General features: G+C 69.5%; 18 protein-coding genes. 9 read left to right on the plus strand and 9 right to left on the minus strand.

Annotated elements, in window-relative coordinates:
- Positions 1-105: 105 nt before the first annotated feature.
- The 4 genes from ABZ909_RS14600 to ABZ909_RS14615 all read left to right on the plus strand — a co-directional run bounded on the left by ABZ909_RS14600 (position 106) and on the right by ABZ909_RS14615 (position 7161).
- On the plus strand, positions 106-4146 hold the full coding sequence (locus ABZ909_RS14600) for an amino acid adenylation domain-containing protein (protein WP_356998964.1): 4041 nt from the start codon (positions 106-108) through the stop codon (positions 4144-4146).
- A gap of 409 nt (positions 4147-4555) precedes the next feature.
- Complete coding sequence (locus ABZ909_RS14605; RefSeq protein WP_356998967.1) at positions 4556-5437, plus strand: oxidoreductase; 882 nt, start codon at positions 4556-4558, stop codon at positions 5435-5437.
- A 16-nt stretch (positions 5438-5453) separates the two neighbouring features.
- Positions 5454-5816: a PH domain-containing protein gene (locus ABZ909_RS14610; protein ID WP_356998970.1), complete on the plus strand. Its 363-nt coding sequence runs from the start codon at positions 5454-5456 to the stop codon at positions 5814-5816.
- Positions 5817-6066: 250 nt separating this feature from the next.
- On the plus strand, positions 6067-7161 hold the full coding sequence (locus tag ABZ909_RS14615; protein WP_356998973.1) for a 3-deoxy-7-phosphoheptulonate synthase: 1095 nt from the start codon (positions 6067-6069) through the stop codon (positions 7159-7161).
- A gap of 128 nt (positions 7162-7289) precedes the next feature.
- Here ABZ909_RS14615 and ABZ909_RS14620 read toward each other — a convergent pair whose 3' ends face one another.
- Positions 7290-7871, minus strand: coding sequence for a GNAT family N-acetyltransferase (locus ABZ909_RS14620; RefSeq protein WP_356998975.1), 582 nt, complete (start codon positions 7869-7871; stop codon positions 7290-7292).
- A gap of 96 nt (positions 7872-7967) precedes the next feature.
- On the opposite strand from ABZ909_RS14620, the gene sigJ reads away from it, so the two are divergent.
- The 3 genes from sigJ to ABZ909_RS14635 all read left to right on the plus strand — a co-directional run bounded on the left by sigJ (position 7968) and on the right by ABZ909_RS14635 (position 10904).
- Positions 7968-8897, plus strand: a complete 930-nt coding sequence (sigJ, locus tag ABZ909_RS14625; RefSeq protein ID WP_356998978.1) for an RNA polymerase sigma factor SigJ — start codon at positions 7968-7970, stop codon at positions 8895-8897.
- A 68-nt stretch (positions 8898-8965) separates the two neighbouring features.
- Positions 8966-10168 carry a pyridoxal phosphate-dependent aminotransferase gene (locus ABZ909_RS14630; protein WP_356998981.1) on the plus strand — a complete coding sequence of 401 codons (1203 nt, stop codon included), beginning with the start codon at positions 8966-8968 and terminating at the stop codon, positions 10166-10168.
- 91 nt (positions 10169-10259) lie between these two features.
- A complete protein-coding gene (locus ABZ909_RS14635) occupies positions 10260-10904 on the plus strand; it encodes a LysE family translocator (protein ID WP_356998984.1) in 645 nt (214 codons plus the stop codon).
- A gap of 55 nt (positions 10905-10959) precedes the next feature.
- Here the strand turns inward: ABZ909_RS14635 and ABZ909_RS14640 are convergent, their stop codons facing one another.
- The 4 genes from ABZ909_RS14640 to ABZ909_RS14655 all read right to left on the minus strand — a co-directional run bounded on the left by ABZ909_RS14640 (position 10960) and on the right by ABZ909_RS14655 (position 15492).
- Positions 10960-12363, minus strand: a complete 1404-nt coding sequence (locus ABZ909_RS14640) for a M1 family metallopeptidase (protein ID WP_356998987.1) — start codon at positions 12361-12363, stop codon at positions 10960-10962.
- A 62-nt stretch (positions 12364-12425) separates the two neighbouring features.
- Positions 12426-13064, minus strand: coding sequence for a LysE family translocator (locus tag ABZ909_RS14645; RefSeq protein WP_356998990.1), 639 nt, complete (start codon positions 13062-13064; stop codon positions 12426-12428).
- 63 nt (positions 13065-13127) lie between these two features.
- On the minus strand, positions 13128-13796 hold the full coding sequence (locus ABZ909_RS14650; protein WP_356998993.1) for a DUF3239 domain-containing protein: 669 nt from the start codon (positions 13794-13796) through the stop codon (positions 13128-13130).
- Positions 13797-13833: 37 nt separating this feature from the next.
- The gene (locus ABZ909_RS14655; RefSeq protein WP_356998995.1) at positions 13834-15492 is read right to left on the minus strand and encodes a DNA repair helicase XPB; all 1659 of its coding nucleotides are present in this window, start codon (positions 15490-15492) and stop codon (positions 13834-13836) included.
- A gap of 227 nt (positions 15493-15719) precedes the next feature.
- Between ABZ909_RS14655 and ABZ909_RS14660 the strand changes: the two genes are divergently transcribed.
- Both ABZ909_RS14660 and ABZ909_RS14665 read left to right on the plus strand, forming a co-directional pair.
- Positions 15720-17315 carry a cellulase family glycosylhydrolase gene (locus tag ABZ909_RS14660; protein ID WP_356998998.1) on the plus strand — a complete coding sequence of 532 codons (1596 nt, stop codon included), beginning with the start codon at positions 15720-15722 and terminating at the stop codon, positions 17313-17315.
- Positions 17316-17637: 322 nt separating this feature from the next.
- Complete coding sequence (locus ABZ909_RS14665) at positions 17638-18168, plus strand: hypothetical protein (protein ID WP_356999001.1); 531 nt, start codon at positions 17638-17640, stop codon at positions 18166-18168.
- Positions 18169-18261: 93 nt separating this feature from the next.
- Here ABZ909_RS14665 and ABZ909_RS14670 read toward each other — a convergent pair whose 3' ends face one another.
- From ABZ909_RS14670 to ABZ909_RS14685, 4 genes are all read right to left on the minus strand, one after another.
- A complete protein-coding gene (locus tag ABZ909_RS14670) occupies positions 18262-20535 on the minus strand; it encodes a helicase-associated domain-containing protein (RefSeq protein WP_356999261.1) in 2274 nt (757 codons plus the stop codon).
- A 365-nt stretch (positions 20536-20900) separates the two neighbouring features.
- Positions 20901-21089: a hypothetical protein gene (locus tag ABZ909_RS14675; protein ID WP_356999003.1), complete on the minus strand. Its 189-nt coding sequence runs from the start codon at positions 21087-21089 to the stop codon at positions 20901-20903.
- Positions 21090-21234: 145 nt separating this feature from the next.
- Entirely contained in the window at positions 21235-21867 is a 633-nt protein-coding gene (locus tag ABZ909_RS14680; RefSeq protein ID WP_356999005.1) for a transglycosylase family protein, read from the minus strand.
- Positions 21868-22310: 443 nt separating this feature from the next.
- Positions 22311-22541 (minus strand): hypothetical protein, encoded by a 231-nt coding sequence (locus ABZ909_RS14685; protein ID WP_356999008.1) that lies wholly within the window; start codon positions 22539-22541, stop codon positions 22311-22313.
- Between the last annotated feature and the right edge of the window lie 35 nt (positions 22542-22576).

The raw sequence follows: 22576 nt of genomic DNA on the forward strand, positions 1-22576 counted from the left end.
AGGTTAGGCAACCCTATCTCAATGGGTTACTCTGCTGTCGAAGGACATCCGAATTCCGGATCGGCAGCGGCCATCCCCTCCCTCGAACAAGGAGTACCAGCGGAAATGGAGTCACCCCAGGGGTCAGTGGCGAGCATCGCCCGGGACGAGATCCGCACCGCCATCGCCGGCCACCTCGGCCTCGACCCCGCCACCATCCCCGACCACGCCGACCTCATCGAGCTCGGCCTCGACTCCATCCGCACCATGAAACTCGCGGGTTCCTGGCGCAAACGCGGCCTGTCCGTCAACTTCGCCCAACTCGCCGCCGAACCCACCGTCGCCGCCTGGCACCGCCTCCTCGGCGGGGCGGGATCGAATACCCCCGCAGGCGACGGTGCCGCACCGACGGTGAATCCGGCCGCCGCCCAGGATGATTCGGGTGTATCGAGCCCGGAGCGCGTACCGAGTGGCCGCTCGGCCGCGCGCGATGTGATCGGCGACGCGGTGGTGCTCGGCGCGACCCGCGATGCGGTACCGGCCGGCGCGAATCAGGTTGTGGCCGCGGGCACTGCGACCGGAGCTGCGAGAACGGATAGCGAGGAGGCGGTCGCCTGGGCGGATGACGGGAGTCCGTTCGGGCTGGCACCGATGCAGCACGCGTACTGGGTCGGGCGGGGCGAGGGGCAGGAGCTCGGGGCGGTAGCGGCTCATCTCTATGTCGAATTCGACGGGGCCGGTGTCGATCCAGAGAAGCTGGCGGTGGCGGTTGAGAGGCTGGTGCGGCGGCATCCGATGTTGCGGACGCGGTTCCTGCCCGACGGGACCCAGCAGACGCTGGAGCGACCGGGGCGGGACGTCTGGAGTGTCACCGACCTTCGCGCGGCGGCCGCCGAATCGGTGGAGCGGACGCTGGAGGCGTTGCGGGAGCGCCGGACTCATCAACTCATGGCGGTGGAAGACGGTCAGGTCGTCGATATCGCACTGACCCTGCTGCCGGACGGGCGCACCCGGCTGCACCTGGATGTGGACATGCTCGCGGCCGACGCCATGAGCTACCGGATCCTGGTGGCCGACCTGGCGCGGCTCTATCACGGCGAGCAATTGCCGCCGCAGCACTACACATTCCGGCAGTACCTGGCCGAACATGCCGGTCCCGCACCGGAACACACCGCCGATCGCGAGTGGTGGCAGCGGCGGTTGCCGGAACTGCCGGGCGCACCGGAACTTCCGCGCGCCTCGGCTCCCGTCGTGCAACCCAGCCGCGGAACGACATCGGGCGCACACCCGAGCCCCGAGGTGGCGGTGCAAACCAGCTCCGGTACGGCGCCCGAGACTGCCGTGCACGTGAGCACCAGCGCGGCCGCCGAGGCCGGTGTACCGCCGGCTCCCGGCCCGGCATCGGGTGCGGGAGAGCGGGCCGCGCGGACGGTGCGGCTGCATCGCTGGCTGTCGCCGGAGGCCAAGGCACGCATGTTCGCCGCGGCGCACGCGCGGGGGATCACCCCCGCGATGGCGTTGGCGTCGGTGTTCGCCGAGACCATCGGCGGGTGGTCGGCGCAGCGGCGGTTCCTGCTGAATTTGCCGCTGTTCCATCGGGAACCGGTGCATCCGCAGGTGGACGGGGTGGTGGGTGACTTCACCTCCTCGGTGTTGCTGGAGGTCGATGTAACCGAGCCGGCCACCGTCACCGACCGGGCCCGCGCCCTGCAACGCGAATTGCATGCCGCCGGAGCGCATTCCGGCTACCCGGGCCTCGAGGTGCTGCGCGACCTGGGCCGTCTGCGCGGCGAACCGGTGCTGGCCCCCATCGTCTACACCAGCGCCATCAATCTCGGCGAACTGTTCGCCGACCAGGTCACCGCCACCTTCGGCGACCCGGTCTGGATCATCTCCCAGGGCCCGCAGGTGCTGCTCGATGCCCAGGTCACCGAGGTCCGCGGCGGCCTCCTGTTGAACTGGGACGTCCGCGCCGACGCCTTCCCGCCCGCCATGGTCGATACCATGTTCACCCGCTACATCGACGCCGTCCTGCGTCTGGCGGGCACCGGCGACACCGCCGAATTCCCGTGCGGCGTGGGGGCGGAGGCCGAGGCGGTCAGCGACCCATCGCCCGGTGCGGCGGCCGGGCCGACGACCACGCCGGTCGCCGCACCAGGCGATCCGACAGCCGCAGCACGCCATGCCGCGCCGCAGGGCGGCGATTCGGTCCGGGCGGATGTCCGCGACGCGGGGTGGGATGCCGAGGCGGCGGTGCGAATTCCGGTGGAGCAGGCGGTGGTTCGCGCTCGGGTGAACGGCACCGATGGTCCGGTGAGCGGGCGGGCGCTGCACAGTGGGCTGTTCGAGTTCGCCGCTGCGAATCCGGGTGCGTCCGCGGTCATCTGGGACGACGACCGCGCGGACGTATCCGGGGCACGGGTGCTGACCTATGGCGAGCTGGCCGGGCAGGCGCTCGCGGTGGCGGGCGCGTTGCGTGCGGCGGGGGTGCGGCCCGGAGATGCGGTCGCTGTGCAGTTACCGAAGGGGCCCGATCAGATCCTGGCTACCGCGGGTGTGCTGGCGGCCGGCGGCGTGTATGTGCCGATCGGGTTCGATCAGCCCGCGGCGCGCCGGGACGAGATCGTGCGGATCGGTGCCGTGGTGGCGGCGGTGTCGGCCGGGGCGGAGGTCACCGGGGTGCCGACGCTGGCGCTGAACGAGGCGCGACGGTATCCGGCACCGTTGGCCGAGGCGGTGATTCCGGATCCGGAGGCCATCGCGTATGTGCTGTTCACGTCGGGGTCGACGGGCCAGCCGAAGGGCGTGGAGGTGCCGCATCGGGCGGCGATGAACACCATCGACGACCTCAACGAGCGGTTCGGGATCGGCGCTGACGATCGGGCGCTCGCCCTGTCGGCGTTGGAGTTCGACCTGTCCGTCTACGACATCTTCGGCCTGCTGAGTGCCGGGGGTGCGGTCGTCGCGCTGGATGAGGGACAGCGCGGCGAGCCGGGCCGGTGGGCCGAAATGATTCGGCGCCACCGGGTTTCGGTGGTCAACTGTGTCCCCAGCCTGCTGGACATGCTGCTGGAGGCGGCGGCCGGGAAACCTGTGCATAGTTTGCGCATGGTCGTTCTCGGCGGCGACCGGGTGGACGTGGCGCTGCCCGGACGGCTCGCCGCGGTGGCCCCGGACTGCCGGTTCGCCGGACTGGGCGGGGCCACCGAGGCGGCCATCCACTCCACCATCTGTGAAGTGGTGAATGCCGGAGTGCCGCAGGAGTGGTCGGCCGTCCCGTACGGCACTCCGCTCCGTAATGTGCGCTGCCGTGTGGTCGGGCCGTCGGGGCAGGACTGCCCGGACTGGGTCACCGGCGAGCTGTGGATCGGCGGCGCGGGCGTGGCCGCCGGATACCGCGGCGACGCCGCGCGCACCACCGACCGGTTCGTCACCCACGAGGGCCTGAACTGGTATCGCACCGGCGATCTCGCGCGGTACCTGCCGGACGGCTGCCTGGAGTTCCTGGGCCGCGCCGACCATCGGGTCAAGATCCGCGGGTATCGCGTGGAACTCGGCGAGGTGGAGAGCGCCCTGCGCGCCCTGCCGGGCGTGCGGCACGCCATCGCGGCGGTGATCGGCGCGTCCGCACCGAAACTCGCGGCGGTCGTGGTGGCGGGCGACGGCGTCGCCCTCGAGGGCCCGGCCCTGCTGGCGTCGGCCGCGGACCTGCTGCCCGCCTACATGATTCCGTCCAGGGTCGAGCTCCTGGGCGAGCTGCCCTTCACCGCGAACGGCAAGCCGGACCGCAAGGCCATCGCGACCCTGCTGACCGCGGGTGAACGGGACGGCGAATTCATCGCTCCCCGAACCGATACCGAGCGCGCGGTGGCCGATATCGTCGCCACGGTGCTGGGCCGCGAGCGGGTCGGGGTGACCGACGACTTCTTCGCCCTCGGCGGCGATTCGGTGCTGGCGACCGCGGTCGTCGCGCGCGTGCGGGATTGGCTGGATTCCCCGGACACCGTGGTCGCCGACTTCTTCGCGGCCCGCACGGTCGCGGGACTGGCCCGCCGCCTGCTGGATCGTGAGGAGCGCGCCGGCGCGGCCGGCCGGCTGGACGAAGTGGCCCGCCTCTACCTGGAGGTGGCCGCCATGTCCGACGACGAGGTCCTCGCCCTGTCCTGAAATGCCCGATCCCCTCCCACGACTCTGTCACCGCCGTGCTCGGTGACGGTGGTGACGGTGTTCGCGGCGGTCACCATGCCGGACTCGGGCCGAGGCCGCTGGTGATGTGGTGCTTCGGCAATCCGGCGCGCACCAAATCCGGCGCAGACCAAGGGCCACAATCCACCAGACCACCGGGACATTCCGGCGGGAACCCTGTTTCCAGATCGGCACCAGAACGCCCGGCAAACCCGCGCGTAGCAGCGTGCCATGGTCGCGGACGCTACCGCTCGAGCAGGTCACCGTGTTAGAACGCGAGGCGGACACGGCGCGCCGGAGAACCCTCGGGAGGCGTCGGCAAATTCCGAATCCCGGAGCGGTTCGCGCCGACATCAGACGAGCACGCCGCCGCGCCCCTAGACTCGACCCCGTGAGTGGTTGGGACATCTCCGACATCCCCGATCAGGCGGGCCGGACGATCATCGTGACCGGCGCCAACAGCGGGCTGGGCGCCGTCACCGCGCGTGCGCTCGCCGGCGCCGGGGCGCGCGTGATCATGGCGTGCCGAAATGAGGTCAAGGCGCGGGCCGTCGCCGACGAGATCGGCCCCAATGCCCAGGTGCGCCGGCTGGATCTGGCCGACCTGACCTCGATCCACGAATTCGCCGACTCCGTCGACGGCGCCGACGTGCTGATCAACAATGCGGGCGTGATGGCGGTGCCGCTCAAGCGCACCGCCGACGGCTTCGAAATGCAGATCGGCACAAACCATCTCGGTCATTTCGCGCTGACCGGGCTGCTGCTGGACAAGATTCGCGACCGGGTGGTCACGCTCTCGAGCGGCATGCACGCCATCGGCCGCATCGATCTCGAGGATCTCAACTGGGAGGGGCGCTCCTATCAGCGCTGGGCCGCCTACGGGCAGTCCAAGCTGGCCAATCTCATGTTCGCGCGGGAACTGCAGCGCCGCCTGACCGCCGCCGGATCCACCAAGGTCTCGGTGGCCGCGCATCCCGGCTACGCCGCGACCGAGCTGCAGGGGCACACCGAGTCCCTGTACGACGCGCTCATGTCCATCGGCAACCGGCTGTTCGCGCAGAGCGCCGAAATGGGCGCGCTGCCAACGCTGTTCGCCGCCACCTCGGAGGTCGAGCCGGGTGGCTTCTACGGCCCGACCGGGCTGCGCGGCATGCGCGGCTACCCCGGGCCCAGCACCTCCACCGCCGCCTCCAAGGACGAGGTGACCGCGCGGCGGCTGTGGGAGCTGTCCGAGCAACTGACCAAGGTCACCTATCCGTTCGTTCGCCGCTGACCCGGAGGCCGGGGAAATGAGCATTCCATTCGACCGGCGGGATCAGCTCGACAAGATCCAGCAGGGACTGCTGCCGGGTGAACAGATCCTGGCCGTGTACGACGCCATCGGGGTGGGCACCGGATTCCTGGGGCTCACCGACCGGCGGGTCGTCATCCAGGACAACTCGTTCGTCGGGAAGAAGATCGCCATCACGAGCATCCCGTACGCGCGGATCTCGAGCGTCAGCATCCTGACCAACAAGTCGTTCGCGGGACAGTTCTTCTCGTCCGGGCATATCGCCATCAGCACCGGGCACCACATCTACGAGGTGGAGTTCCGGGGCGACGACAAGACGCGCCACGTGCACGATGTGATCCTGCACTACATCCTCCGCTGACCTGGTCCGTCCCAGCCTGTGAGATGCCCATCTCATCGATGGTGTCCCACGCCACACGCACGATTCGGGATCTCTGGTACAGTCCGGGACATGCAGCGTACGTATTTCTGGTTTAGCCAGCCGGCCCCGGGTGGGTCGCGCGGCGTGAACCTGCGCTGACATCCTCCACCCCGAGCCGGACGAAAACAGACCGGCTCGAAGGGGTTTCGAACAACTCTCCGTGGGTCGGCCTGGGACAGGAAACCCACCCATGACTACCACCGCCGATCTCGAACGGCATGCCGATCTGGACGATCAGCGCACGCTCAGCGTGAGCCCGCTGCGGTCGCCCCGTGAGATCCGTGCCGCCCACCCGATCGACGACACCCTCGCCGACATCGTGCGCGCCGGCCGCAAGGTCACCGTCGACGTGCTCAACGGCTCCGACGACCGCCTGATGGTGATCGTCGGCCCGTGTTCGGTGCACGATCCCGACGCCGCCATGGACTACGCGCGCCGGCTCGCCGCCAAGGCCGCCGAGCTGGACGACCGGCTGCACGTGGTGATGCGCGTCTACTTCGAGAAGCCGCGCACCACGCTCGGCTGGAAGGGTCTCATCAACGACCCGCACCTGGACGGCAGCTTCGACATCAACACCGGCCTGGACCTGGGCCGTCGCCTGCTGGTCGACATCACCGCGCTCGGGCTGCCGGTCGCGTGCGAGTTCCTGGACCCGATCACCCCGCAGTACATCGCTGACCTGGTCGCCTACGGTGCGATCGGTGCGCGGACCGCGGCCAGCCAGGTGCACCGGCAGCTGTCCTCGGCGCTGTCCATGCCGGTCGGCATCAAGAACGGCACCGACGGCGACGTGCAGGTCGCGGTGGACGGCGTGCGCGCCGCGGCCGCCTCGCACGTCTTCCCCGGCACCGACCTGGACGGGCGTTCCGCGCTCATCCGCACCGCCGGCAACCCGGACTGCCACGTCATCCTGCGCGGCGGCAGCAACGGCCCCAACTTCGACGCCGCCTCCTGCGCGGAAGCCCTGCTGCGCCTGGAGAAGTCCTCGCTGCCGCAGCGGCTGGTCGTGGACGCCTCGCACGGCAACTCCAACAAGGACCACAACAAGCAGGTCGACGTCGTCACCGATCTCGCCGAGCGCATCGCGGCGGGTGAGGACACCGTGGTCGGTCTCATGATGGAGTCTTTCATTGTGGCGGGCCGCCAGGACCTCACCCTCGGCCACCCGGAGGAGCTCACCTACGGGCAGTCCATCACCGACGCCTGCATCGACTGGGACACCACTGCGGCCCAGCTCGACCGGCTCGCCGACGCCGTCACCCGCCGCCGCGAGGCCCGCGGCTAGGCGGCCCGGCCACCTGACCAGCACCCGCTCGTCGCAAGTTCGCCTCGCGCGGAACGAGTCCGGCGTGCACACTGTGTTCGGCGCACACCCAGTCCGGCGGGTGTGCGCCGAACACCCTTCCGGGTGTGTCAGACACCCTCGGGCCAGTGCGGGCTGGGTGTCGCGGGGTCGTCGCGCAGGCGACCCGCCACCCAGGTGTCGCGGCGGACGCCGCGCTGGAGCGAGCCGCCGCGCAGCAGCCCCTCGTAGTGGTAACCGGCGCGGCGGGCCACTGCCGCGGAGGCGTGATTGCCGGCGAAGGCACGCCACTCCAGTCGCTCGAAGGCCAGCCCGGCGGGATCCAGACCCGCCGCGGTGACCAGGAGCGCGGCCCGCGTCATCAGGCCCTCGCCGCGGGCGGCCGGGGCGAGCCAGAAACCGATCTCGGCGGTATCCTCGTCCCGCCGGCGATTGGGCAGGGTCAGGCCGATCATGCCGATCACGGGCCCGTCCGCGGCGCGGCGCAGCGCCCAGGTGGGGCTGCGGGTGGCCCAGCCGGGGCCGACGATGTCGTAGATGAACTTCTCGGCGTCGGCGCGGTGATACGGGACCGGCATGGTGGTCCAGGCGCCGATGGACGGTTCCTGACACAGGGCCGTGATGGCGTCGATGTCGGAAACTGCGGGCGGCGACAGCCGGACCACGCCGTCGGAGAGAAATTCCGCGTCCATGCGGTCATGCTGTCACGGAAACGTGCGCGGGCACAGTGGGTTCTGGCCACCGGGGCGGTGGCGAGGCTGTCGGAGCCCGGCCGTAGGATCGATCCGATGGTTGCCGCTCTCCTTGCCGACTTGTTCGAAACGCATCGGCCGCATCTGCTGTCGGTGGCCTACCGGCTCACCGGCAGTATCAGCGACGCCGAGGACGCGGTGCAGGAGAGCTGGTTGCGGCTCGCGGTGGCCCGCCAATCCGAGATCGAGGATTTGCGTGCCTGGCTCACCACGGTGGTCAGCCGCATCTGCCTGGACCGGCTGCGCAGCGCCGCGGTCCGGCGGGAAAAGTATGTGGGGCAATGGCTCCCGGAGCCCGTGGTCACCGCGGTGACGCCCTCCAGCGCCCCGGACCCGCTGGCGGCCGTGGTGCGCAAACAGGAATTCCGATTCGCCGCCCTCGTGGTGCTGGATACGCTGACCCCGCCGCAACGTGTGGCATTCGTTCTGCACGACGGCTTCTCGCTGCCGTTCAGCGAAATCGCCGACATCCTGGGCATTTCCGTGGACTCCGCACGGCAGCTGGCCACCCGGGCCCGCAAGGCGGTGGCGGCCGCGCCCGCACCGGTCACCGACGACGAGCACAATGCCGCGGTGCAGCGACTGCTCGCCGCGCTGGGCAGCGGCGACGTCGACGCCATCGTGGCGGCGCTGCACCCGGACGTGCGTACCGTGGGCGACGGTGGCGGCGCCGTGTCCACCGCCATCAATGTGGTTGCGGGCGTGGACAAGAACGTCCGCCTCTGGCTGGGTCTGTGGCGCCGATTCGGGCTCTTCGACGCCGACCACATCGGACCCGCCCGGCAGCTCGAACCGGTCCTGGTCAACGGGCAGTGGGGAATTCTCGCGCACGCGATCCCGGCCCGGAACGGGTCCACCGGGAACCCGCAGCGCGTATACGCCTTCACCGTGTGGGAGGGCCGGGTGTGGGGCGTCTACGACGTGGTGAACCCTGCCAAGCTGATGGGCATCCGGCTGCCGCAGTGAAACGCGGCCGTGGTTGTGAGGTAACTCACCGTCGAAGGCCGTTTTCGCCGATGGATTAGGCTCCGGACATGCCGCGCATTCCCACCGTCGCCCGACTGCAGCCCTTCGCGTCGACGATCTTCGCCGAGATGACCGAGCTCGCCGTGCGCCACGGCGCGGTCAACCTCGGTCAGGGTTTTCCGGACAGCGACGGCCCCGCGAGCATGCTCGAGGTGGCGCGGCAGGCCATCGCCGACGGATTCAACCAGTACCCGCCCGGCCGCGGCGTGCCAGCCCTGCGGCAGGCCATCGCCGCCGACCGCGCCCGTCGCTACGGCACCCACTACGACCCGGACACCCAGGTGCTGGTCACCGTCGGCGCCACCGAGGCCATCGCGGCCACCGTGCTCGGACTGGTCGAACCCGGCGAGGACGTGGTGCTCATCGAGCCCTACTACGACTCCTACGCCGCCGCCATCGCGCTGGCCGGGGCGCGGCGCCGCACCGCGCGCCTGGTGCCCGACGGCGACGGCTTCGCCCTCGACCTGGACAGTCTGCGCGCCGCCATCACCCCGAAAACCCGGCTGCTGCTGGTGAATTCGCCGCACAATCCGACCGGGACCGTGCTCTCGCGCGCCGACCTCACCGCCATCGCGGACATCGCCATCGAACACGACCTGTACGTCATGTCGGACGAGGCGTACGAGCACCTCTACTACGACGGGCACGAGCACATCAGCCTGTCCACCCTGCCCGGCATGTTCGAGCGCACCATCGTGATCTCCAGCGCCGCCAAGACATTCAGCGTCACCGGCTGGAAGATCGGCTGGGCCTGCGCGCCCGCGCCGCTGCTGGACGCGGTGCTCGCGGCCAAGCAGTTCCTCACCTTCGTCGGCGGCGGGCCGTTCCAGCCCGCGGTCGCGCACGCGCTGAACACCGAGCAGCAGTGGGTGGCCGCGCTGCGGGACACGCTGTCGGAGAAGCGGCTTCGGCTCTCGGCGGCGCTCGCCGACGCCGGGTTCGGGGTGAAGCGCAGTGACGGTACCTATTTCGTGTGCGCCGACATCACGCCGCTAGGCAAGCGCGGGGAGGCGGAGCGGACCGAGGCCTACGCCTTCTGCAAGGAGCTGCCCGAACGCCTCGGGGTGGTCGCGGTGCCGGTGAGCGTCTTCGCCGACGACAAGGCCGCCTGGAATCACCTGGTGCGCTTCACCTTCTGCAAGAAGGAGGAGACCATCGCCGAGGGTGTCCGCCGCCTGCGCGCGGGCCACACCGCCGACGTCGTCCGCTAGCGCCGGACCGCCGGATGGCTCCGGGTTCGGGGTCCAGATGGTGGTGAGTGGACCGTGACAGCGGGTGGGTGGGGCCCGGAGAATTGGCCGCGTGATCGAGACGAGTGCGGTGTTGGGGGTGGCTGCGGCGGCGCTGGGGCTGGTGCTCACGCCGGGGCCGAACATGATGTATCTGGTGTCGCGGACCGTGTCGCAGGGGCGGCGGGCCGGGCTGGTGTCGCTGGCGGGGGTGGCGGTCGGGTTCGGGGTGTATCTGGCGGCCGCGACCGCGGGGATCACCGCGGTGTTCGCCATGGTGCCGGCGCTGTATCTGACGCTGAAGGTGGCGGGGGCGGTGTACCTGCTCCATCTGGCGTGGAAGACGTTCCGGCCCGGCGGGGTTTCGCTGTTCACACCGACGGAGTTGCCCGCGGATCCGACGCGGCGGCTGTTCACCATGGGAGTCGTCACCAATCTGCTGAATCCGAAGATCGCCATCCTGTACATGGCGCTCATTCCGCAGTTCGTGGTGCCCGCGCACGGGCGGGTGTGGCTCCAGAGTCTGTGCCTGGGCGCGGTCCAGATCAGCATCGCCATCACGGTGAACGGGTTGATCGTGCTCAGCGCGGGCGCCATCTCGGCCTTCCTGGCGCGGCGGCCGCTCTGGCTGCGGGCGCAGCGGTTCGTCACCGGCTCGGTGCTCGGCGCCATGGCCGCGCTGGTGCTGTCGGACCGCACCCGCCCGCTTCCGGCCTGACCGAATCGGTCACCGACGCGGTGGCCCGCCGCGAATTCCCGCGGCGGGCAACGCCTCACGCACGCAGCGTGCCTGGGTAGAGGAACTCGTCGGCGGGGCGGTCGGTGCGGTCGAGCCAGGCGGTGAAGAAGTCCTTCAGGTCGTGGGGTGTGCGGCTCTGCACGAACGCGCGGAACTCGGGCATGGACGCATTGCCGTACTGGTGTCCCATGACGAAGTCGCGCATAGCCGGGAAGAAGGCGTCGTCACCCATGGTGCGGCGCAGGGCGTGCAGGAACAGCGGACCGCGGTAGTAGACCGAGGTGAATTCGCTGCCCTTGCCGGGGTTCTGGAGCGCTATCTCCCAGAACTTGGGATCGTCATGGTATTTCGCGACGGTCTCTCGGTACTCGGCGTCGACGTCCTTGCCGTCCTTGCGTTCCGGCCACAGGTAGTCGGCGGTGTAGCTGGCGAAGCACTCGTTCAGGCAGACGTCCGACCACTGCTTCACCGACATGGAGTCGCCCCACCACTGATGGGTGATCTCGTGCACCACGGTGTCCAGGTCGGTCCAGGGCGCGTAGATGGGCCGCGTCTGGGTCTCCAGCGAGAACTGCAGATCGGTGTCGACGTAGATGCCGCCCGCGGTGTCGAACGGGTAGGGGCCGTACAGCTGCTCCTGGAAGTCCAGGATCTCCGGCAACCGCGACTCCACCTCCCTGGCCTTCAACGCGTCCGGCGCGAACGCGCTCAGCAACGGAGTTCCATTGGCGCGCCGCTGTTCCAGGAACTGGAACCGGTCGATGGCGACGGTGGTGAGGTAGCCCGCCACAGGCTGGCGCATCTCCCAGGAGACCGTACGGTCCGCGCCCTGCACGGTGTCGGACACCTTGTCGCCGTTGGACATCACCTCCCACTCCTGCGGCACGGTGGCGTGCAGCGTGAAAGTCGCCTTGTCCAAGGGCGTGTCGTTGAGCGGATACCAGGCGCTCGCCGAATGCGGTTCGCCCGCAACGAAAGCTCCGCCACTGGGCGAGAACACCCACCCCTCGCCGTCGGTGCCGGTCACCGCGCCCGCGTACTGCACCTGCACGGTGAACGGCAGGCCGGGCAGCAGCGGGATCAGCGGCGTGACGACCAGTTCGTGCTCATCGGTGCGGTCGAACCAGGCCGGCAGGTTGTCGACCGTCACCTTGGAGATCTGCGGCCCGTTGTAATCCAGGTTGAAGGTCCGCAGCGCCTGTGTGGCCACCGCGTCGATCCGGGTCGACCCGGTCAGCTGATGGAACGGCGGATCGTAGGAGATGGTGACGTCGTAATGGTCGGCGTGATAGCCGCCATTGCCGTCCATCGGATAGTAGGGATCGCCCAGCCCCGGCGAGCCGGCGAATGGGTCACCCGAATCCGCCTGCGCGGGAGCCATATTCGCGCCCGCCAGCAATACCGCCCCCACCGCCAGGTACCGCCAGTTCCGCCTCATGCGCTGCACCGACCCCTTTCCGCGCCGACCGCCGACCAGCCCGATGCTAATCCGCGCATCCGTCAGTTACCGCTGCCCGACACGGCAACGCTCGCGCCCAGTCCGATGATCATCACTCCGCCCGCGGCGCCGACCACCTCCAGCCGCTTGGGCGACCGGGCGAACCAGTTCCGCGCGGTACCCGCAAGCAGGGCGTAGACCGAGTCCGAGATCAACGCGACCACCAGGAACAACCCGCCCAGGATCAGCATCTGCGCCGGGACCGCACCCGCCTTCGGTGCCACGAACTGCGGCAGCACCGCGGAGAAGAAGATGATGGCCTTCGGATTGGTGAGCCCGACCAGCACCGCCTGGCGCAGCACCCGGCCGTTCTCCATGGGTTCGACCTTCGCCTCGAAGGCCTCGCGCAGCGAACGCCGTTGCCGGACGGCCTGGATGCCCAGGTAGATCAGGTACAGCGCGCCGGCCAGCTTCACGATCGAGAGCGCGATGGCCGAGGCGGCGAGAACGGCGCCCAGCCCGGCGGCCACCAGGCCCAGGACCACCATGATGCCGGCCGAATGGCCCAGTACCGACAGCAGTGCCGCGCGCCGCCCGTAGGTCAGCGCCCGGCCGATCACGAAAAGCACGCCGGGACCGGGGATTATGACAATGACAATGGATGCGACGAGAAACGCCAGCATATTCGCGGCGGGAATCATCGGATCATTCTATTTTCAACGGCCGCGCCTGTCGCCCGGATTGTTGCCTGTCGCCCGGATTGTTCAGCCGCGCAGTTCTTCCGGCAGCTGCTGCGGGTCCAGCAGCAGGCGCTTGGCATCCGCGCCGCGCACCTTGGTGGCCAGGTCCAGATTGTCGGTGAGCAGCTTCCACTCCACCTCGTGGATGGCCCCGCGGGCGCGCTCGATGATGTTCAGATCCCGGGTGCCCCAGGCAATGGGCATGGCGCTCACCGACTGCCACAGATCCCCGACGGGGCCGGGCGCGCGGTCCACCCGCACGGTCACCGCGGGCACGCGCTCCCCGGCCCGGGCCCGATGCCCGGGTAGTGAGCGGACCGTGCGGGTCACCAGCGCGTAGCGCGGCCCCGCGGTATTCGGCTTGGCCAGATCGACCAGGGCCAGCAGGGTGGCCCCGTTCCCGTGGGTCTCCGACACCACCGCGGGCACCAGATCGCCGGCGGCGTACAGCTTGTCCACCCGGCCGCGATGCGGCGTCCAGTACCCGATGAACAGCGCGGTCACCGCGGCGAGCAGGAACGCCACTGCCAGCAGCCACGACCAGGGGTGGTTCACCCAGATCAGGAATGCGGTGCCCAGTCCCAGCCCGATGGCCGCGCTGTACGCCCAGATGCGAAGCCGCCGCAGGTACGCCACGACCTCGTTGACCGCCCGGGCATGGTCGCGATCCACCGCGAATTCGAAGCGCCGCACGTGCGTCCCTCCCGCCTTATGGAGGCTCTTCCTCCACTTATCCTATCGTCGGCCCCAGCAGGTCGTCCGCATCGGTGATGCGATAGGCATACCCCTGCTCCGCCAGGAAACGCTGCCGGTGCGCGGCATACTCGGCGTCCAGCGTGTCACGTGCGACCACGGAATAGAAGTGAGCTTGGCCGCCATCGTGTTTGGGGCGCAGCAGCCGCCCGAGCCGCTGCGCCTCCTCCTGCCGCGACCCGAATGTGCCCGAAACCTGCACCGCCACCGAGGCTTCCGGTAGGTCGATGGAGAAATTGGCCACCTTCGACACCACCAGCACCGGGATCTCGCCGCGGCGGAAGGCGTCGAAGAGCTCCTCGCGCTCCCTGGTGCGGGTGGAACCCTGGATGACCGGGGCGTTCAGGTGCTCGCCCAGCTCGTCCAGCTGATCCAGGTAGGCCCCGATCACCAGGCTCGGCGCATCCTGGTGCCGGGCCAGAATCGATTCCACCACCGGCAGTTTCGTGCGCGCGGTGGAGCACAGCCGGTAGCGCTCCTCCGGCTCGGCGGTCGCGTAGGTCATGCGCTCGGTGTCGGTCAGGGTGACCCGCACCTCGATGCAGTCCGCGGGCGCGATCCAGCCCTGCGACTCGATGTCCTTCCACGGCGCGTCGTAGCGCTTGGGGCCGATCAGCGAGAACACATCGCCCTCACGGCCGTCCTCGCGGACCAGGGTGGCGGTCAGCCCGAGCCGGCGGCGCGACTGCAGGTCCGCGGTCATGCGGAAGACGGGGGCGGGCAGCAGATGCACCTCGTCGTAGATGACCAGGCCCCAGTCCCGGCTGTCGAAGAGCTCGAGATGCCGGTACTCGCCCTTGGTCTTGCGGGTGATGACCTGGTACGTGGCAATGGTGACCGGGCGGATCTCCTTGCGCTCACCGGAGTATTCGCCGATCTCGTCCTCGGTCAGCGAGGTGCGGGCCAGCAGCTCGCGCCGCCACTGCCGCCCGGCCACGGTATTGGTGACCAGGATCAGCGTGGTGGCCTTGGCCATGGCCATGGCCGCCGCGCCCACCATGGTCTTGCCCGCGCCACAGGGCAGCACGACCACGCCGGACCCACCCGCCCAGAAGGATTCCGCGGCCATTTCCTGGTAGTCGCGCAGGTGCCAGTCGCTGGACTCGTAGTCCAGGTTGATCTCGTGGGCCTCGCCGTCCACGTATCCGGCGAGATCCTCGGCGGGCCAGCCGATCTTGAGCAGCATCTGCTTGATGCGCCCGCGTTCGGACGGATGCACGACCACCGTGTCGTCGTCGAGGCGCGCGCCCAGCATGGGCTGAATCTTCTTGTGCCGCAGCACTTCTTCCAGCACCGCGCGGTCCAGGCTGACCAGCACCAGCCCGTGCGCGGGATGCTTGACCAGCTGCAACCGCCCGTAGCGGGCCATGGTGTCGACAATGTCCACCAGCAGCGGCTGCGGCACCGCGTACCGGCTGAAGCTGACCAGCGCGTCCACCACCTGCTCCGCGTCGTGCCCGGCCGCGCGGGCGTTCCACAGCGCGAGCGGCGTCACCCGATAGGTGTGCACATGCTCGGGCGCGCGCTCCAGTTCCGCGAACGGCGCGATGGCCTGACGCGCCGCATCGGCCGACTCGTGGTCGACCTCCAGCAGCAGCGTTTTGTCGCTCTGCACGATGAGTGGACCGTCGGTCACGACACCTCCTGGCTTTGTCCGGGCCCGAATGGGCCTGGTCCATTCTCCAGGAAGCCACCGACAATGCCACGTGACCTGCGTCCTTTTCGCTCAGGGCGCGCGTGACCGGCCGCGATACGGCCGGTCGATCTCGCGAAAAACGGTCAAGACCCGAGTTTCAGTGGCTACGATCACAAAACTTGGACGAATGTCCATTTGGACGATTGACCTGAAAGAACCGAACAGGGATGCCGATACACAGGACCATCACGGCCCGGATCGGGCGCGGGCGCGGGCGCTGGATCCGCGGACTGCTCACCGCGGCACTGGCGGGTGCGCTGATCGCGCCCGCCGTCGCCCAGGCCGCGCCCGAGGGCTCCACGCTCGCGCGACTCCACACCGACGGCGCGCGGTTCGTCGACGACAGCGGGCGGGTCGTCCTGCTGCACGGCGTCAACAATGTCGACAAGGTGCCACCCTTCATCGAACCCGGCGACGGCATCACCGTCACCGCCGACGATGCGGCGCTGCTCGCGCGCCACGGGTTCAACACCGTGCGCCTCGGCGTCTCCTTCGATGCGCTCATGCCGACCAAGGGCGTGGTCGACACCGCCTACCTCGACCGCGTCGCCGGCGTGGTGGACACCTTGGCGCAGTACGGGATTCACACTCTGCTCGACAACCACCAGGACGGACTCTCGACGATCTGGGGCGGCAACGGCTTTCCCGAATGGGCCATCCACGCGCGGCCCAGCAGCCTGGAGCCCAATGTCGGCTTCCCGTTCTACTACCTGATGCCCAGCATGAACTCCGGCTGGGACGAGGTCTGGAACAACACCTACGGAGTGCTCGACTACCTGGGTGACGCGCTCGGGGCGCTCGCGGCGCGGGTGAGCGGGCACCCGGGCGCGCTCGGCATCGAACTGCTGAACGAGCCGTGGCCGGGCACGGCCTTCCTGTCCTGTTTCCCGAACGGCTGCCCGGGCTTCGACGTCAAATACCAGGCGGCCATGCAGAAGCTGACCGATGCCGTGCGCGGCCGCAACGGCGACCTCATGGTGATGTGGGAACCCAATGTCACCTGGAACGAGACCATGCCCACCAACCTGGGCAAGAATCCGCCGATCAGCGCGCCCGACATCGCCTTCGCGCCACACGACTACTGCATCCCGAGTCAGCTCGCCATCTATTCGGGGCTGCCGACCTTTCTCCGCGGTCTGTGCCCGGTGCAGCAGGCCAAGACCTGGAGCAATATCGACGCCTTCACCGCCCGCACCCAATTGCCCACCCTGGTCACCGAATTCGGTGACGGCGACGCGACCGTGCTCGGCAATACCCTGAGTCGCGCCGACGAACGCTTCGTCAGCTGGCAGTACTGGACCTACACCACGCGGTTCGGCGCAGGCGCGCCGAAGCCGGACCCGTTCCTCGGAGATGTCGGCAAGCAGTTGGTGCGGACCTACCCGCAGGCCACCGCCGGAACACCGGGCCGGATGATCTTCGATCCCGGCACCGGCGACTTCGCCTACCGGTACACCCCCCGACCGGCGAGCGGGCCGACCGAGATCTATGTGTCCGATGTGCACTATCCGGACGGGTACGCGGTACGGGTCGACGGCGGCCATGTCACCTCCGCGGCGGGTGCCCGGGTGGTGACGGTGGAGGCGGACGCATCGACGCCGGTGACCGTCTACGTCAACCGGCCGGGGTCGAAGGGCGCGACCGTGCCCAGCGGTCCGATCGGGACGGGTTCGGCCGACAGTGGTTCGGCCGGCGGCTCCTCCGACAGTGGTTCGGCCAGCGGTTCGGCGGGCACCGGGTCGGGGGCCGGTTCGGCGCGGTGATGCGCGAAACCCGTTGATGTGCTTATGTAACGAGTTGAGGGTGGGGTGCGACACAGGGCGCAGGGACATCGTTGGACCTGCGCCCAGTTTGATCCGATCGAGAGGTATAGACCGTGAACGCCTTCAGCCTGCAATTGCTCAATGCCCTCCCCACCATCCTCGTGAACCTCTCGTGGCTGGGCATGCGCGGGCTGTCCATGCTGCACTGAGAAACTCATACAGTCCTGATATAACCCCCATGTCGGATGCGGGTATGGGCGGCACACAGGTATTCTCACCGCGTTCACAGCCGTGAATTGTTCGGTGAGAAAGGTTTTCGCTAGTGAAGTTCGCAGGAACGAGGACGCTGGTGCGCCTCGTACTCGCCCTCGTGGCGGTGGCCGTGGCCGTGCTGGCCGTTTCCGGCTGTTCGATGCTCAAGGACGCCAGTAAGTCCGACACCGCCAAGTCCAAGGTGGGTGACTGCATCAATGTCATCGAAGGCTCGGCCACCGACTCGAAGACGACGCCCGTCGACTGCTCCGACCAGAAGGCGGTGTACAAGGTCGCGGCGGTCTACGACAAGAAGACCGACTGCAAGGAAGAGGAGACCTCCTACGAGGAGACCCTCAATGGCGGCACCACCGCGTTCCTGTGCCTGAGCCCGAACTTCAAGGAGGGCGCCTGCTACAACGAGAGCCCGTCCACCGGCTACAAGTACGTGGCGTGCACGGCTCCCGAGGCGTCCTTCAAGGTGCTCAAGCGGATCGAAGGCCAGGACGACGAATTCGCCTGTGACGCCAACACCGCCACCAGCTTCCGCATCATTCACGACCCGAAGACCACCTTCTGCCTGGGCAGCCCGAAGGGGTAGCCCGACGCTCGGGACTTTCGGCCCGGTTCACGGACGGCATGACGAATGTCGTTCGGGTACCGGGCTTTTCCTGTTCCAGGGCGACCGAGTCCGCTATTCGACCAGGGCGACGGACGCGATGCGGTGCAGCGTGAAGTGACGGACCGCGCCGGTGACCGGATCCAGGGCGTCGAGCTGGCCGCCGCCGACCTTGAGGGGTTCGACCACGCGCTGGGTGGCGATGCCCTGGGCGTCCACGTAACCGATGTGGACGGGGCGGCGGGTGCGGGCGGCCAGCTGCAGCAGGTTGAGGGTGGCGGCGGTGCTGGTGCGGGAGCCGTCGGAGCGCACCGCCCGGCCGGGGCGGGCATTGGCGGCGCGTTCGCCCGCGCGGAGTTCGGCGACCAGGGACTGGAGCTGTTCGGTGCTCGGCGGGTTGGGCCGCCAGTTGGGGCGCTGCTGGCCCCGCGCGGCCAGGCGGGCCCCGCGAGGACGCAGGTCGACGATGGCGCCGGACGAATCCTCGCCCGCCGGACTGAAACCGGCGGCGCGCAGCCGCCCCAGCACCTCGCCCAGCGGCGCCTGCGAGATGGCGACGGTCGGGGCCACGGCGCGCAGCGCGAGTTCACCGGCCACGGGGGCTGCCAGCACCTCCGCCAGCAGCGTCGGGTCCTCACTGCGAACGAAGCTCTGCGCCATGCCCGCGCGCAGGCGGCCGTGGCGGCGGGCCACATCGTCGATGAGATAGGTCAGCGACTGGGGGACCGGGGTGCGGGAGTGCGTGGTGAACAGGTTGTGCAGTTCCGCGGCCGTCGCGCCCGCGTCCAGCGCCCGGCGCACCGAGATCTCGCTGATGCGGTAAACCGTTGCGGCGCCCGCAGATTCGACATCGGCGACCATGGCTACCCGGTCCTGGAGTTCCGGGGCGAGCGGACCGGGCGCGATGACCGTCAGATCCGCCTGCACCAGGACGTGGTCCACCGGCTCCGGCAGCGCGATCGCCATCTCGGATTCGGCGTCCTCGGGAATGCCGTGCAGCAGGGCCCGGCCCGCCGAGGTGACGGCGCCGCGCGCCAGCAGCCCGAGCGCCTCGGCCTCGGCCAGCGTGTTCGCCACCGCCTCCAGCCGGTAGTGCCGTCGACGGCGCGGCTGCCGCCAGGCCAGGATCCGGCCCAGGGCGGCGGCGGAAACCTCGGTGCCGGGCGGGAATTCGGCCAGCGCGCCCAGCACGGCGTGCCGGTCGCGCACGGCGTGCGCATTCCGCAGCTCCGCCGACAGCGCGGCCAGGGGCTTGTCATTGGCGTCGCGCAGGCCGATCATCCACGGGAACCGGTCCAGGTCCAGCCAGGCCTGCGCCAGCACCGTCCAGCGGCGCGGCGGCACCACCGCGAGCCAGGCGTCGGCGGTGGTAGTGGGTGTCCAGTAGTCCTCGGCTCCGTCGGCGTCGGGCGCGGGCTCGGGAGTGCCCTTGTCGATCAGCCGGGCAGCGGTGAGGACTTCGGCCAGCAGGCCGACCCGGTTCTCGTCGATGCCGGTCTGCTTGGCGACGCGGCGCAGCTCGCGGACGCCGAGACCGCCGGAGCGCAGCACCGGGGCGGGTGACCCGCCCAGCGCGTCCAGGACGGCCGTGCTGTGCCGCAGTAGTTCTCCCACCTCGCCCGCGGCCACCGCATTGATGTCGGCAGGGGCGTGCTTGGTCGAATCCGGGTGCGGCGGCACCAGCGCGTGCGGATCGCTGACCGGCTCGTTGCGCAGCACCTGTCCGACCGAGACCGGCAGCTCCACGGTCTCCTCGTCGATCCAGTTCAGCAGTCGATGCGCCAGCAGCCGCTGCACCGGGCGCTCGGAGGGGGTGCCGGGCGCGGCATCGCGGGTGCGTCCGCGCGGACCGGTGCCGGCCAGTTTCTCCAGCAGGGTCCGCTCCTGCGGAGTCGACGCGGCCAGGGCCGCGGTGATCTCGGGTTCGGTGAGCGCGTCCGGCAGTTCGGTGGTGCTGCCCAGCGGCCACGGCAGCGCCTCCTGGGCGGCGGGCGTCACACGCAGGGCGGTATCCGGGCCCCAGACGAGGGCGCGGGCGCGCAGCTTCTGTAGCGCGGCATTGACCGTGGCCGCCGGAACCCGGTCCGACAGCAGCTTGCGCAGAGTCTTGGCGGGCAGCGGCACGCCGCGGCCGCCGTCTCCGGCTCCTTGCACCACAAGGGTTTCGATGACGGCGAAATCGAGGGTGTCCAGCTCGTCGCCCGCGCGCAGCACCGAGGCGCGCTGTTCGGTGCGCGCGGCCAGCACGGCCATCGAACCGGGCAGGGGGACGGCCAGATCGGGCCGCAGCTGCAGCAGCGTCACGAGATCCTCGTCGCTGCGCTTGGAAAGCCATTCGGCCAGAGTCACATCCGCGCGGACGGCGGATTTCGCGGACTTGGCGGGACGGGCGGGCGCGGTCGCCGATGTTGCGGGCGCGGAGGCTGATCCTGCGGGAGCGGAGCCCGGTTCGGTGGGCGCGGCCGCGTCGCCGGTCGTGGCTGGGGTGGGGAGGTCGGTCACTTCACCCGATCCATCGGGCAGCCGGCATGCCGGGCAATGCGCGGGCGCGGTTCATCGGGCACGGTGCGGACGCGGTTCAGCGGCCGCCGCGGCGACCAGGCGGTAGGTGGGGCTTCGGGCACTATGCCCGCCCCGCGGGCCTGGGGTCGTATGCGCGGCGGCCGCCCGGGAACGAGCGCCGTTAACCGCATGGTTGTCGGTCGTGCGTCGGATCAGCGGTTGACGATGGTGTGCGGGTGCACATAGGGCAGCTGATCGGCCGGCAGCGGGAACTCGGTGTCCTCGCCATACGGGGACAGGCCGCCGGATCGGGTCGACGAGAGTTCGGTGACCGCGTGATCGCCATTGGCCATGTCCGGCCAGCCATTGTCGACATAGGGTTTGTTCGATTTGTTCACCACGCGCCCATTCTGGCATGCGGCCACCGGGACCGCCCCCTCCGGCACCCGAAGTTTGCCCCCGCCACGGCGTTCCACCAGCAACCCCGGAAATCGAGAATGCCCCGCATCGGCATTGATGCGGGGCATTCCGAAGAGGGAACGGGTGCTACTGCGGCAGCAGGCCCTTGTTCGCCTCGAAGAAGTTCACGACGCCGGGGTCCAGCTTGGTGCCGTTGGCCTTGGTGGCGTTGAGGAAATCCAGTGCGGGCTGCGGGATCTGGACGCCCTGCGACTGGGCGACCGCGATGGCGCGGTCCACGGCCTGGAAGACCTCCTGGGTGCCGTCGGTGCCGGCGCCGGGGCCCGCCTGCTGCGGGTTCCACTGCGGGGTGTCCGAGGTCGCGGGCGCGGGGGCGGTCCGCGGAGTGGAACCACTGGTCAGGCCGAGGCTCGAGGAGCAGGAGGGCCAGGCGCCCCAGCCCTGCGTGGCGAGCACCTTCTCGGCGACCGCGATCTGCTGCTCGCGGGTGGCCTGGTTGGCGGTGGGGGCGTACTCGCCGCCGCCCGATGCGTTCCAGGTGCCGGGGGAGAACTGCAGCCCACCCTGGAAACCGTTACCGGTGTTGATGCCCCAATTGCCGCCGGCTTCGCACTGTGCGAGGCGATCCCAGTCGGAGTCGGGTGCCGCGCTGGCGTTACCTGCCATGGCCACTCCGGCGCCGCCGAGAGCGATGCCCGTCAGGGCAACCTTGGCGACAGTGCGGCCGGTGTTGGTCGGCTTGCGATGGCGTCCACTCATTTTCGGGTCTTTCCTCTCGTACGCGCCTGCGAGGCCGACTACCGGGGTCGAACTGAGAGGTCGTCCGGCCCGGCGCACTGGATGTGCGCTGTTCCTCGTCTTCGCCCCTTTTCTCCAGTTGGGGGTCCGGTACCCGCGGGGCGAAGTTCGGTGCGGCGGGCCGGTGGCGCCGGGCTGACCCGGCGAGGAAGACACTACGACGACCGCCGCCAAAAATCACCATTTGGTAACCGCCGTGTCTGTCCGGGTCGCTAACCGGTGCAAGGGGTTCCGGATGGCTTCTTCGCAGGTGGTCACGGCGAGTCCCCGCCGATAGGGGTCTGTCACCGCTCTGTGACCTTCTTGTTATGTGACGAAGATCACATGCATGCTCGGGTAACGAACTGGGCAATCTCCGTGTCGTCGCCCGCGTGTCGGCAGGCTCCCGATCCTGACCCGGACGGTCAGCGGGACCGGCGACCCGACCAGAGCGCGTAGACCACCGAGAGCAGGAAACCCAGCGGCGCGCACATGGCGAGCAGATACAGCCACAGGCCCGGCTTCGCATCGGTCAGCAGATGCACGCCGAAGATCGCGAACACCGCCAGCAATCCAATCGCGAACAGGCCCAAGGCGATATACAGCAGCCAGCCCGCGGAACCGCGAGGGGCCTGCTTGGAAGAAGTGTCGGACACCTCTGAACCGTAAAACTGATGTGCTTGCGCTATTC

This window comes from Nocardia sp. NPDC046763, from assembly GCF_040645495.1.
In the GTDB taxonomy this organism is placed as follows: Bacteria; Actinomycetota; Actinomycetes; order Mycobacteriales; family Mycobacteriaceae; genus Nocardia.